Annotated in this window: 11 protein-coding genes; 6 read left to right on the forward strand and 5 right to left on the reverse strand. The window is 71.2% G+C overall.

Annotated elements, in window-relative coordinates:
- Nucleotides 1-45 precede the first annotated feature (45 nt).
- Genes IEZ05_RS25490 through IEZ05_RS25500 form a run of 3 tightly spaced genes read right to left on the reverse strand, consistent with a single transcriptional unit; the run spans nt 46 to nt 3,213 of the window.
- Nucleotides 46-912 (reverse strand): carbohydrate ABC transporter permease, encoded by an 867-nt coding sequence (locus IEZ05_RS25490; RefSeq protein WP_189232588.1) that lies wholly within the window; start codon nt 910-912, stop codon nt 46-48.
- The gene (locus IEZ05_RS25495) at nt 909-1,895 is read right to left on the reverse strand and encodes a carbohydrate ABC transporter permease (protein WP_189232589.1); all 987 of its coding nucleotides are present in this window, start codon (nt 1,893-1,895) and stop codon (nt 909-911) included. The genes IEZ05_RS25490 and IEZ05_RS25495 overlap by 4 nt, the downstream gene beginning before the upstream one ends.
- A 49-nt stretch (nt 1,896-1,944) precedes the next feature.
- On the reverse strand, nt 1,945-3,213 hold the full coding sequence (locus IEZ05_RS25500; protein WP_189232590.1) for an extracellular solute-binding protein: 1,269 nt from the start codon (nt 3,211-3,213) through the stop codon (nt 1,945-1,947).
- 305 nt (nt 3,214-3,518) lie between these two features.
- Here IEZ05_RS25500 and IEZ05_RS25505 point away from each other — a divergent pair, with 305 nt between their 5' ends.
- Both IEZ05_RS25505 and IEZ05_RS25510 read left to right on the forward strand, forming a co-directional pair.
- Complete coding sequence (locus IEZ05_RS25505; RefSeq protein WP_189232591.1) at nt 3,519-4,364, forward strand: GntR family transcriptional regulator; 846 nt, start codon at nt 3,519-3,521, stop codon at nt 4,362-4,364.
- Between the two features lie 272 nt (nt 4,365-4,636).
- On the forward strand, nt 4,637-6,289 hold the full coding sequence (locus IEZ05_RS25510) for a TlrC/CarA/OleB/SrmB family ABC-F type ribosomal protection protein (RefSeq protein ID WP_189232592.1): 1,653 nt from the start codon (nt 4,637-4,639) through the stop codon (nt 6,287-6,289).
- A gap of 97 nt (nt 6,290-6,386) precedes the next feature.
- Here the strand turns inward: IEZ05_RS25510 and IEZ05_RS25515 are convergent, their stop codons facing one another.
- Complete coding sequence (locus IEZ05_RS25515; RefSeq protein ID WP_189232593.1) at nt 6,387-6,953, reverse strand: TetR/AcrR family transcriptional regulator; 567 nt, start codon at nt 6,951-6,953, stop codon at nt 6,387-6,389.
- Nucleotides 6,954-7,102: 149 nt separating this feature from the next.
- Between IEZ05_RS25515 and IEZ05_RS25520 the strand changes: the two genes are divergently transcribed.
- The 4 genes from IEZ05_RS25520 (at nt 7,103) to IEZ05_RS25535 (ending at nt 10,162) form a co-directional block, all read left to right on the forward strand.
- Nucleotides 7,103-8,572: an MFS transporter gene (locus tag IEZ05_RS25520; RefSeq protein WP_229869852.1), complete on the forward strand. Its 1,470-nt coding sequence runs from the start codon at nt 7,103-7,105 to the stop codon at nt 8,570-8,572.
- Between the two features lie 197 nt (nt 8,573-8,769).
- On the forward strand, nt 8,770-9,543 hold the full coding sequence (locus IEZ05_RS25525) for a hypothetical protein (protein ID WP_189232594.1): 774 nt from the start codon (nt 8,770-8,772) through the stop codon (nt 9,541-9,543).
- Between the two features lie 114 nt (nt 9,544-9,657).
- On the forward strand, nt 9,658-9,819 hold the full coding sequence (locus tag IEZ05_RS25530; RefSeq protein WP_189232595.1) for a hypothetical protein: 162 nt from the start codon (nt 9,658-9,660) through the stop codon (nt 9,817-9,819).
- 4 nt (nt 9,820-9,823) lie between these two features.
- Nucleotides 9,824-10,162, forward strand: coding sequence for a hypothetical protein (locus tag IEZ05_RS25535; protein WP_189232596.1), 339 nt, complete (start codon nt 9,824-9,826; stop codon nt 10,160-10,162).
- 189 nt (nt 10,163-10,351) lie between these two features.
- Here the strand turns inward: IEZ05_RS25535 and IEZ05_RS25540 are convergent, their stop codons facing one another.
- Nucleotides 10,352-11,617: a sulfite oxidase gene (locus tag IEZ05_RS25540; RefSeq protein ID WP_189232597.1), complete on the reverse strand. Its 1,266-nt coding sequence runs from the start codon at nt 11,615-11,617 to the stop codon at nt 10,352-10,354.
- Between the last annotated feature and the right edge of the window lie 622 nt (nt 11,618-12,239).

Genomic DNA, 12,239 nt, shown 5'->3' on the forward strand with positions numbered 1-12,239 from the left:
GGGCGGGCGACGAGGGGCGGCGGGTCGGATCGCGGATGTGCGCGGTCAGCCTTTGACGCCTCCCGAGGCCAGTCCGGCGGTCACGTGCCGTTGCAGGACGAGGAAGATGATCAGCGCAGGCAGAGCGAACAGGGTGGAGGCCGCCATCGTGGCCCCCCAGTCGGTGCCGAAGGTCGACTGGAACGAGGAGAGCCAGACCGGCAGGGTGCGGCTGTCCTGCTGCTTGATGATGAGGAAGTTGGCGTAGGTGAACTCGTTCCAGGCCGTGATGAAGCCGAACAACGAGGTCGCCATCAGCCCCGGGGCCAGCAGCGGGAACGCGACCTTGCGGAAGGCGCCCGCCCGGGTGCACCCGTCGACCTGCGCCGCCTCCTCGAGCTCCGGCGGGATGCCCGCGATGAAGCCGCGCAGCACCACCACCGTGAACGGCAGTGTGATCATGAAGTAGATCAGCGTCAGCGTGGGCAGCCGGTCGAGCATGCCGGTGTCCCGGGAGATGATGTAGATCGGGATGATCAACGACTCCCAGGGCGCCATCTGCGCGATGAACACCGCCAGCATGAACTGCCTGCGTCCGCGCCAGCGCATACGGGCCACCGCGTAGGCGGCACCGAGGGCGACCACCAGGGCCAGCAGCACCGCACTGAGGGTCACCAGGACGCTGTTGCGCCAGAACAGCGCGAAACCGTCCGCACCGACCGCCTTCTCGAAGTGGGCCAACGTCCAGGTGCGGGGGACGACTTGCGGGTCGTACGACTGGATGTCCGTGGACGGCTTGAACGCGGTCGTGACCATCCAGTACACGGGGAACAGACAGACGACGACGGTGAACGCGGCGGCCGTGTTGAGCGGGAGGCGGCGCAGCGCGCGGCGTCCCGGCCTGCGGCGTACCGGGGGGTGCGAGACGCTCACAGCTGCTCACCCTCCTGACGGAAGAGCTGACGGAAGTAGAGGACGAGGACGCCGCTCATCAGCAGGAGCGTGATCATCGACGCGGCCGAGCCCAGGTCGTAGCGCTGGCCGGCCAGCGCGGTCTGTACGGCGTACACCGGCAGGATGGTGGTGGCCCCGCCCGGCCCGCCCCGGGTCATCACCCAGATCTGCACGAACGCCTTGAACGTCCAGATCACTTCGAGGGACAGGACGAGCATGAAGATCGGCCGGATCAGCGGGAAGGTGACGGAACGGAAGAGGCGGGTGACCCCCGCGCCGTCCATCCGCGCCGACTCGTACAGCTCGGCCGGCACCGTGATCAGTGCCGAGTACAGCGTGATGGCGGCGAACGGCACCGACTGCCAGACGATCAGGACCACCACGATGGCGAACGCGGCCGTACCGTTCGCGAACCAGGGGTAGCTCTCGTAGGAGTCGAGACCGAGCCGGGTGAGGGTCTCGTTGACGATGCCGAACTCGGAATGGAACAACCACTGGAACACGGTGGTGGCCGCGACCACGGGCACGGCCCACACCAGCACGAGCGAGCTGAGGACCACCGTTCTGGCCACCCTGCCCAGCCGCTCCGTCATCAGTGCGACCAGCGTGGACAGCACCATGATCGTGACCACGCTGACGGCCATGAACACGAAGGTGCGGCGCACCACCTCCCAGAACTGCGGGTCGCCGAGCAGCGTCCGGTAGTTGCTCAGTCCCACGAACTCGGCGTCGCCGAGGATCAGTTGGCGCAGCCTGAAGTCCTGGAAGGAGATGAGCACGGCGCGGGCGAGCGGATAGAGCAGCAGGTAGAGCATGCCCAGCACCGCGGGCGCGATCAGCAGGTACGGCCAGAGTGCTGCCCGGTCCGCCCCGACCCGCCGGCCGCCCGGATGATGCGAGGCCGGCGGTGAAGGGCGGTGGCCGGCTCTGCGCGGCGCGCTCCGCTCACGGACGGTCGACACGGCGCCTCCTGGTCCTCGGGATGTCGTTCCTCGCACGGTTCGGGGCCGGTCAGGAGCCGCTGTTGAGGGTGTCGGTGATCGTCGCGGACGCCTTCGACGCCTCGGCCGAGGCGTCCTTGCCGGTGAGGACGGCCGTCATGTACTCCTTGATCGGGTTCTTGGCCTCGACCGCCGCCCACTCGGGGGTGTTGGGCGTGGCGTGTCCGTTCGCGGCGCCCGCCGCCATCGCCGCGGTGCCCGGATCTCCGGAGACGGCGCTCGCCAACGTGGTCTTGTTCGGCACGTAGCTCATGGAGACCGCGAGCTTCTTCTGCCAGGCGTCCCCGGCCAGTTCCCGCAGGAAGGTGAACGCCTCCTCCTGGTGCTTCGCGGCAGCCGGAACGATCAGGTCGGAACCGCCGGTGAAGACGGCACCCGGCCGGTCGGCGGTCTTGCCGGGGATCGGGAAGAAGCCCAGCTTTCCCTTCAGTCCGGGGTTCTTCTCCTCGATCACCTTCGCGCCGCCGGGGACGGCGATGATCTGCGCGATCCGCTCCTTCGCCATCACCTCCGCCTGCGGCGGCTGTGCCTCGTCCGAGTCCTTGGGGCCCTTGCCGAGGGACTGGAGGCGCTGGTAGAAGTCCATCGCCCGCAGGGCCTCGGGGCTGTCCAGGCCGCCCTTCCACTTCCCGCCCGACTCGACGGCCAGGTCGCCGCCCTCGTCCCAGACGAAGCCGGAGAAGACGTACCAGTTCTGTCCCGGCAGGTAGATGCCCTGGGCGCCGCCCTTGTCGAGCTTGCGACCGGCCTCCAGCCACTGGTCGCGGGTCTTGATCTCGGCGGCGTTCACCCCGGCCTTCTCGAACAGGTCGGTGCGGTAGATGACGACCCGGTTGGCGGCGTAGTAGGGGATGCCGTACTGCTTGCCGTCGTAGCGGCCGGGTTCCGCGAGGCCCTTGATCCAGTCGCCGCCGCCGAGTTCGGCCACGCGGTCGGAGAAGTCGGTGAGGCCGCCGCTCTGGGCGTACTGGGCGACCTGGGTGTTGCCGACCTCGATGACGTCGGGGGCGTCGTTGCTGGCCAGGGCGGCGGTGACCTTCTCGCCGATGCCCTCCCACTCCTGGACCTGGATCTTGACGTCGATGTCCGGGTGGGCCTTCTCGAAGCCCGTCTCGAACTCCTGCTGAAAGCCGGCCGAGACGCTGTCGCGCATGAGCCACACGTCCAGGGCGGTCCTGCCGCCCCCGGCGTCGTCGGAGGAATCGCCGGGCGACGAACAGCCGGCGAGGCCGGCGCAGAGCACCAGCGTGGAGAGCACGGCGAGCGAGCGGTACTTCACGGTTCACCTCTGGGAGAGCTGGAATCTGGGAGATCTCGAAAGCCGTCAGGAGCTGAGATCCGGCAGAGCTGGGTTCTGGCGAGCCTGCGAGCGGAGCAGGAGCGAGGGCGAAGCATCCAACTTGACCAGTAAGGAGCACTGGACTTACCAGTGAGCGTTGGTTGAAGGTGGCATAGACCAATGGGGGCGTCAACCCCTCGTGCGTGAACGGGTTTTGGCCGCCCTTGCCCGTCTCGGATGGCTGGATCACGACGAGGTGGACAGGTAAGGTCGGCTGACCAGCAGACCTGTCACGGGAGTACCGCATGGAGATCGACGCCGCCGCCTCCGGTGCGGTGCTCAAGCGCGAGCGCGTCCGCGACGCGATCCTGGAGCTGATCGAGGAGCGGAGCCCGGGGGACGCGATCCCCTCGGAGCGCGCTCTCTGCGCCGAACTGGGCGTGTCCCGCCCCACGCTGCGCGCCGCCGTGGACGAACTGGTGGTCGCCGGACTCCTGGTGCGCGAGCACGGACGTGGCATGTTCGTCGCTGCCGAGAAGATCACCCAGGAACTGGTCTCGGACCGGCGGGCGTTCAGCCTCCCGCGGCCCGCCGGCGCCTGGACCAGCCGGCTCCTGGAGGTCCGCACCCTCCCCGCCGGCGCCCGGGTGGGCCGCAAGCTGCGCATGTCACCGGCGGCGCCGATCCACTACGTGGCGCGGCTGCGGCTGGTCGACGGCTCGCCGATGGCCATCGAGTACCTGCACGTCCCGGCCGGCCTCGTCTCCGACCTGACCAGTGAGGAACTGGAGCAGGGCGACCTGTACGAGCACTTCGCCGAGCGGCACGCCGTCCGGGTCAGCGAAGCCGTGCAGTCCATCGAGCCCACCGTGGTCACCCGTGCCGAGGCCGACCTGCTCGACGTGCCCGAACTCTCCCCGGCCCTGCTCTTCGAGCGCCTGACCAGCGACACGCAGGGGCGCCCCGTCGAGTACGTCCACTCCCTCTACCGCGGCGACCGCTACCGCATCGTCTCCCGGCTCACCCTCGCCGCGCGCGACCAGTCCCCGCCCCCGACCGGCGGCCACCACCCGGGTATCCCTCCGGGCGACTTCACCACCGGCGACCCCGTCACGCTCTCGACGCGCGGAGTCGTCCAGGACGGCGACTGACGACGCCTGGTGCGCGGAGTCGCTCGGACGGCCCGGGGTGACCAGGTGGGGGAGTCGCCGTCATGGGAGCCCGCGCCACGCGGCCAACGAAGCGAGACGTTTCGTCTTGCCAATCCGTGCGTCGCGGCGTACCGTCCTGCTCATGGGTTCCCTGTGAGATCACCGGTGCCGACCGCGTAGAGCAGCGCTCCGCCGTCGCCGCGCCCCGCCGTGCAGCCGTCCACCCCGATCCGGCCCGGGCTCGACCCCGCGCGGCCAGGAGGGAACTGATCTTGCACACCTCACAACTCACGCTCAGCCACGTCACCAAGCGCTACCCCGGCCGCACTGTTCTGGACCAGGTCTCCTTCACGCTGAAGCCGGGTGAGAAAGCCGGGCTGATCGGTGACAACGGCGCAGGCAAATCCACGCTCCTCCGGCTGGTCGCAGGTCAGGAGCGCCCGGACAGCGGCGAGGTGACCGTGACCGCCGCCGGCGGCGTCGGTCACCTGCCCCAGACCATCCCCCTGCCCCCGACCGCCACCGTCCAGGACGCCGTCGACCTGGCCCTTGCGGACCTGCGTGCTCTGGAGGCCGAGCTGCGCCGGGCCGAGCGGGCGCTCGGTGACGGTCAGGACCCGGCTGCGCTCGCCGCGTACGGCCTGCTCCTCGGACGCTACGAGGCCCGGGGCGGCTACGACGCCGACCACCGGGTGGACATCGCGCTGCACCACCTCGGCCTGCCGGCTCTTTCCCGTGAGCGACGACTCGGCACCCTCTCCGGCGGCGAGCGCTCCCGTCTCGCCCTGGCCGGCGTCCTCGCCGGCCGCCCCGAGCTGCTCCTTCTGGACGAGCCGACCAACGACCTGGACGATCAGGCCGTGGAGTGGCTGGAGACGCAGCTGCGGGCGCACCACGGCACGGTGCTCGCGGTCACCCACGACCGCGTCTTCCTGGAACGCCTGACCACCACGGTCCTGGAGGCCGAAGGGGGAAAGGTCACCCGCTACGGCGACGGCTACACCGGCTACCGTACGGCGAAGGCGGCGGAGCGCCGCCGCCGGCTCCAGGAGCACGAGGTGTGGCGGTCCGAACTGGCGCGCAACGAGCGGCTGGCCGCCGGCCACGCCGCCCGCCTCGGCACCATCCCCCGCAAGGCGCCGCTGGCCAACTTCGGACACGGCGGCTTCCGGGCCCGCGGCCGGGCGCACGGCGCGATGGCCCGCATCCGCAACGCCCGTGAGCGGGTCGAGCGGCTGACCGCGAGCCCGGTGGCACCGCCGCCGGACCCGCTGGCCTTCACGGCGCGCATGGCGACGACGAGGGCCGGCGGGGGAGGAGGCACCGAAGCCGACTCCGGGGAGCTTCCCGTCGCCCAGCTGTCGGACGTACGGGCGGGAAACCGTCTGCGCCTGCGCTCCCTCACCCTCGGCCGCAACGGCAGGCTTCTGGTCACCGGCCCGAACGGAGCCGGCAAGACGACGCTGCTGAAGCTGCTCGCCGGTGAGCTGCGGCCGGACGAGGGCTCGGTGCGGGTGCCCGGCCGGGTGGGCCATCTGCGCCAGGACGAGACGCCGTGGCCGCCGGACCTGACGGTGGCGGAGGCGTTCGGGCTGGGCCGCGTGGGCTCCGCCGGCGAGCACGCCGACGCCCTGCTCGCCCTCGGCCTCTTCCGCCCCGCGGAACTGCGGCTGCGCATGGGCGAGCTGTCGTACGGTCAGCGTCGCCGCGTGGATCTGGCCCGACTGGTCTCGGACCCCGCCGACCTCCTGCTGCTCGACGAGCCGACGAACCACCTGTCACCGGCGCTGGTCGAGGAACTGGAGGAGGCATTGACCGGATACCCGGGGGCGATCGTGCTGGTCACCCACGACCGCGCGCTGCGGGCGCGGTTCCGGGGCGAGCACCTGGGGCTGCCGGAGACGGCGGCAGCCAGGGTGGAGTGAATGCGGGGTACGCCGGAGAACCGGGCCGCGTACCGGCGAGCACCTCGCGGAGCCTCGGCAGCACGCCCGAGAGCTGATCGCGGGAACCGGGTCGCGCTCACAGCAATCGGTCGACCAGCCCGTCGACGTAGTCCGGGGTGAGCGGGACCATGCCGAACAGGACGCGGATGTACATCGGGGCCAGGATGTGGTCCAGCACGTCGAACGCGTCGGGTGGGTGCTCGCCACGGTCGCGGGCGCGGTCGAGCATGGCCTGCAGTTGCCGGGTGCGTTCGGCGCGGAGGTCGGCACCGGCCTGCATGCCCTGCTGACCGCTGCTCGACAGGGCGACGGCCAGGTGCAGTACCGCCGGACCGTCGGGTCCGGTGATCTCGCGGGCCACCTGGGCCGCGTAAGTGCGCAGATCGCCGGCGAGGCTCCCGGTGTCCGGCATCGGCGACTGCGCATTGAGGCGGGTGAGCGCCACGTCGGTGAGCAGGGCTTCCAGGCTCCCCCACCGGCGGTAGATGCTGCTGTCGGCTACACCCGCGCGGGCTGCGACCTCGCCCACGGTGAAGTTGCCGTAGCCGCGCTCACTGATCAGGTCGGTGACGGCCTGGTGCACCTGCGCGCCGACGCGGGCGCTGCGCCCGCCAGGCCGCCGGGTTCGCTGTCGCTCATTCACACCCTCACCTTAACGCAGCCACGACTTGCGTTTGTGTGGCGGCCCTCCTTATAGTCACCTAACGCAGTCGAGGACTGCTTTAGTGCGCTCAGCTGTATCGCCACCCGCGTCGGCCTCGACCGGGCGAACTGACGATTGAGGGGGATCCCGTGGCCGCATCGCATGCGACCGTAGGCAGTCGATCGAACCGGGCCGTGCTGCTCGCGGTGACCTGCCTGGGCCAGTTCATGGTCCTGCTCGACAACACGATCGTCGGAGCGGCGCTGCCCGATATGCAGCACCGGCTGCACACGCAGTTGACCGGTCTGCAATGGATCGTCGACGCGTACGTACTGCTGGTCGCCATGCTGCTGCTGACCGGCGGGGTCTTCGCCGACCGGTTCGGCCGCAAGCGGGTGTACCTGACCGGCGTGGCGGTGTTCACCGCCGCGTCGCTGCTGTGCAGCCTCGCGCCCTCGGTCGGCTGGCTGCTCGTCGGCCGGGTGCTGCAGGGCATCGGGGCCGCGGCGCTGAGCCCTGCCTCACTCGCCCTGCTCGCCGCCGCCTGTCCCGTGCCGCAAGAACGCGTCAAGGCGATCGGGCTGTGGGCCGGATTCAGCGGAATCGGTCTGGCCGCAGGCCCCGTGGCCGGCGGCGTGCTGACGGAAGCCTTCGGTTGGCCCGCCATCTTCCTGGTCAATCTGCCCATCGGCCTGGTCCTGCTGCTGGTCGGCCTGCGTCACCTCGACGAGTCCCGCAATCCGAGCGCCTCCGCGATCGACATCCCGGGCACGGCGCTGTCTGTTCTGGCGGTAGGGGTACTGACCTACGGGCTGATCGAGGGTGGTGCCCGCGGCTGGACCTCACCGGTCATCCTGGGAAGCTTCGCCGCCGCAGCGGTCCTCCTCGGCGCCTTCGTCGCCGTCGAAGCCCGTCGTTCTGCTCCGATGCTGCCGCTGCGGCTGTTCCGGCAGCGGCTGTTCACCGTGTCCAACACCGCCATGACCGTGGTGGGGTTCGCGCTCATGGGCTCGTCGTTCTTCTTCTCCCAGTTCTTCGTGTACGTCCAGGGCAGCAGCATCCTGCGCGCCGGCCTGCAGACCCTGCCGGTGTCCCTCGCCATGGTGATCGTCAGCCCGTACGCGGGCCGACTTGCCGCCCGGTACGGCTTCCGCGTCGTGGTCACCACCGGCCTGGCCCTGGCCGGCCTGGGACTGCTGGCGCTCGGCACGGTGCACGCCGATACCGGCTACGGGAACGTGTGGTGGCGGCTGGGACTCGTCGGCATCGGCTTCGCACTGGCCCTGTCCCCGCTGACAGGAGCCGCCATCCAGGCAGTCAGCCCGCAGGAAGGTGGCCTCGCCTCGGGCATCAGCAGCACGACCCGGCAGCTCGGTGCGGTGCTCGGCGTGGCGGTGCTCGGAGCCATCGTCCGCACCCGGCAGTCCGGCCGCGCCTCCTTCGAGACCGGCCTCGACAGCGCCTTCCTCGCCGCCGGCGCCATCACGTTGGCCACCGCCGTGTTCACCGGCCTGTGGCTGACGAGGTCCGAGCCCGCGGAAGGCTCCGCGGCGCCGCAGCGTTCCACTGATCCAGGTGCGGTCACCACCTCGAACGAGGCCTCCCTGAAGAGCCGTTGACGATGGCACCCTCGGGGAGCGCAGATGCCACGGCGCGAGGGCGTGCGGGAGGTGGCCGATCATCGCCCGGCCGTCGGAACGCATGCCCGTCAGACCCTTGACCGGGCGTTGCTTCGACGGAGGATGGGGGGAAGAGAGCGGGTCTGCGTGGTGAAGTGCGGGCCTTCGACAACTCCGACAGCAGGGAGCGCTTCCCGATGACCGCACACCCCGCACGCCTCGAGCGCAGCGGTCCCGAGACGGCCCCGGTCATGGAGGTCTCGCCGTTCAAGCCTTCTCTCGTCAAAGCGGTGTTCAGGGACGTGACCCCGATGCATGTCTCTCGGTCGGCCACGTGGGCCGCCGCGTCGGTGACGCGGACAGTGCTGACGGAGATCATCGACGGCGCGAGGAGAGCGGCGGCGGAAGAGGGCCGGAAGAGGCTGATTCCCGGTGACCTTCTCTCGGCGATCGACCGGAACGTCGAGCTCGAGGTGGGGACCAAGTGGTACGACCACAGCCCGACGTTCCGAGGCCTGACCGGTGACCTGTACGACGCCGAGGGCGTCCTCGTGCCTCCTCGTGAACGCAGCAGGTCGCGCAGACCGAGCGCTGTGGTCGGCGCCCACAGGTTCGAGGCCGGGGTCAGGAAGCTGCTGCGGAGCCAGGGGGCGACGGCCGTACCAGCGATGGTCCGCGACCTGGACGGAATCGCGAGCGTGTTCCTGACGGACCTCGCCCGGGACGCAGCGATGGTCGTCCGCGAGGGCGGGGTCCAACGTTTCGGCACGGTCACCCTGGTGATGCCGGGCGAACCGGCCCCAGCCCCGCCCCTCCAGGATCCGCTCCCGGACGCCCTGTCCATCCGCAGGGGGGACGGGCGGACCATCGGCAGGGAGGACATCCTGGCCGCCACCACGATCCAGTTGTTCGGCGGCACCCTCAGACAGCGAGCCCTCAGCGAAGCACGCGAGGCGACACGGAACACGTGATGACGTAGCCCGTCGCCCTCCTGGGGACCAGCCCAGGGCGCTTCCGGAGCCGGACGGGGCGAAGCTCCCGCTGTCCCCGGACGAGATCGAGCGGCACAACGTCCTTCCCGGCTGGTGGTCGAGTACACCCTGAAGAACAACACCAGCAACGAGTCGTTCCTGCACCACGTCGGCTACTACGACTGGCTGGAGAAGGCCAACCGCGAGGAGGGCGTCTTCTCGTCCGTGGACCAGAAGATCATCTGGACCGAGCGCATTCCGGCGAAGGAGAAGTGAGTCGGTGTCTCGAGTACGACTGCCGGCGGCGGCCGCCGTGCTGGCCCTGCTGACCTGCCTGCCGGGCTGTTCGTCGGCGCCCACCGCCGTCGAGGCCTGCATGGGGAAGCAGGCGGTCGGCGCGACCGCTGGGCAACTCGCCGGTACCTACCGGGGCGAGGGCGACGCGGAGGGCGTGACGCTCACCCTGAAGACACCGGAGAGCGAGCCGGGCAGCGGCACGGTCACCGTGCACGACTGGCCGACCGGTGACTGGTACCGGAGCGAACTCGGCGAGACGTTCGACGGGGCGCCGCGCGGCCTCGTCCTCGTGAACCGAAGAAGAGCGAACCCGTGCTCGTGATGCAGCACCACACCCGCGTCGCCGAGGTCGGCCGGGACCGGCACACCGTCCGGGCGCGCACCGACGGCGGGCGCCACGTCGTGGCAGCCTGATGGCCGGCGCGGACGGTCACGCAGCCTGGTCCTGCGGCCCGTGGCTCCGCAGGACCCGGATGCCGCCTCCGCCGGTACCGCCTCGCCCCGCCCGCTCTCAGACGACGTGCACCGGGTGGCGGACGACTGCGTCGAAGAGGTAGCCCTGCGTGTTGGCGGCGGTGGCGTCCGGCTGGGTCCGTCCGGTGCTGTCGGTGGCCCGGGCCAACAGGGTGTGGGGGCCGGGGGCCGACGGCCGCCACCGGGTGGACCAGCGGACCCAGCCGTCCCAACGCGGCCTGTCGTGCAGCCGGGCCTCGCCCCAGGTGGTACCGCCGTCGGTACTGACCTCGACCCGGACGACGCCCCCGGCCCCGGACCAGGAACGCCCGGTGAGCCGGTGCACGGTGCCCGCGGCCAGGTTCGCCTCCCGGTCCAGCTCGAAGGCGCTCTTGACGGTCTGCCGGGTCAGCGGGGCGCTGCCGCCGGCCGGGTGGGCGTCCCCGAAGAGCCGGTAGAAGTCGGTGTTCCAGGGCGAGTAGAGGGGCTGCGCCGCCACCTCGATGTCGCCGATCCACTTGATGGAGGCGATACCGATCCAGGACGGCACCAGGAGCCGTACGGGGTGCCCGTGGTCGGGCGGCAGCGGTTCGCCGTTCATCTCGTGGACGAGCAGCACGTCGTCGAGGGCCTTGGACAGCGGCAACGGACGGCGGACCCGGCCGAGGTCGGTGCCGTCGGCGGTGACGTAGGGGGCGTCGAGACCGCGTGGCATGACGTCCACGGCGCGCCGGTCCAGGCCCGCCCGCCTGAGGACGTCGGCGAGGCGGACACCGCGCCACCGGGCGACGCCGATCGCGCCGAGCGTCCAGGCGGTGCCGCTCACGGACTGGCCCTGCTGGGTGGTGAACAGGCTGCGTCCGTTGCCCGCGCACTCCACGAACGCGCTGTGCGAGACGGCCGGGAACGTCTTCAGGTCGTCGAGGGAGAACTCGACCGGGCGGCGGTGGCGGAGGCCGCCGCCCCAGACGGTGAGCGACCAGTCGGCGGCGTCCAGGACCGGCGTCGTGGTGTGGTTACGGACGAAGAAGCGCTCGTTGGGGGTGTGGTAGCCGGTTCCGGCGAGGGCGGCGAACCGGGTCTCGGCGTTGGTGCCGCGGACGGTGAACCACGCTTCGGGCAGGGGCTTGACGATCCCGGCCGCGGTGACGGTTCGGTCGGCGGCCCGCGCGAGGGGGCCCGGCGCCGCGGTGGCGGCGCCGGCCAGCCCGGCGGCCGCGAGGAGCCGGAGCATGTCGCGGCGGGCGACGCCGTCGGCGCGGGCCTCGCCGGCCAGCCACTGGCGGAGTCTGCGGCGGTCGTGAGCGGTTTCGGAGATACGCATGGCGGCCTGCCTTTCGCCCGGAGCACGGCCCTTGCCGGAGGAAGGACGGTGCGTCAGGGACGCGGAGATCGAGGGGGAAGGCCCCCGGGGCGGGGAGGTGCCCTGGGGCGGCGCTCGGCACCGGCGCGGTGCGCCCACCCGGCGGGTGAACGGGGACCGCGCGGTGCGGATCACACGGTGGGGATCAACAACAGCCGTGGAGGACGAGCACACGGGACCGCGGGGCGGTGGTGCGGCGTCGGCTGAGGATCATGGCGCCATGCTACGGAAGCGGCGGCGCACGCGGGCCGGAACCGGCGTACTCGCCGGGTGGGGGCGCCGGTTGTGGTGGTGCCGCGCGGCCCCGGTGGGCGCAGCGGTCGCCGCGCGGTCTCCGCAGTCGTGTGGTCGGTGTTCTCCGCGGTTCCGCCCCGGTGGGCGATCCGGTGCCGAGCGGTTCAAGCCGTTTCGGTGAGGGGCCCGGATGCCGGAGTCTTGGTGACGACCCCGGTGGTCACTGGCCGGCGCCGAAGCCGCCATGAGACTCCGCGCCGTGCTCGCCGAGCGACTTGACCGCTCCTGGACCTTCCGCCTCGATGATCTGCACCCGCCGCGCACTGTGGCCAGTCCAGCGCGAGCCGCC

The organism is Streptomyces flaveolus, assembly GCF_014648815.1.
GTDB classification, from domain to species: domain Bacteria; phylum Actinomycetota; class Actinomycetes; order Streptomycetales; family Streptomycetaceae; genus Streptomyces; species Streptomyces flaveolus.

Excerpts from the sequence above, each read along its gene's own strand:
- IEZ05_RS25540 (WP_189232597.1), bottom strand. The coding sequence starts at position 11,617 with ATGCGTATCTCCGAAACCGCTCACGACCGCCGCAGACTCCGCCAGTGG.
- IEZ05_RS25505 (WP_189232591.1), top strand. The coding sequence starts at position 3,519 with ATGGAGATCGACGCCGCCGCCTCCGGTGCGGTGCTCAAGCGCGAGCGC.
- IEZ05_RS25525 (WP_189232594.1), top strand. The coding sequence starts at position 8,770 with ATGACCGCACACCCCGCACGCCTCGAGCGCAGCGGTCCCGAGACGGCC.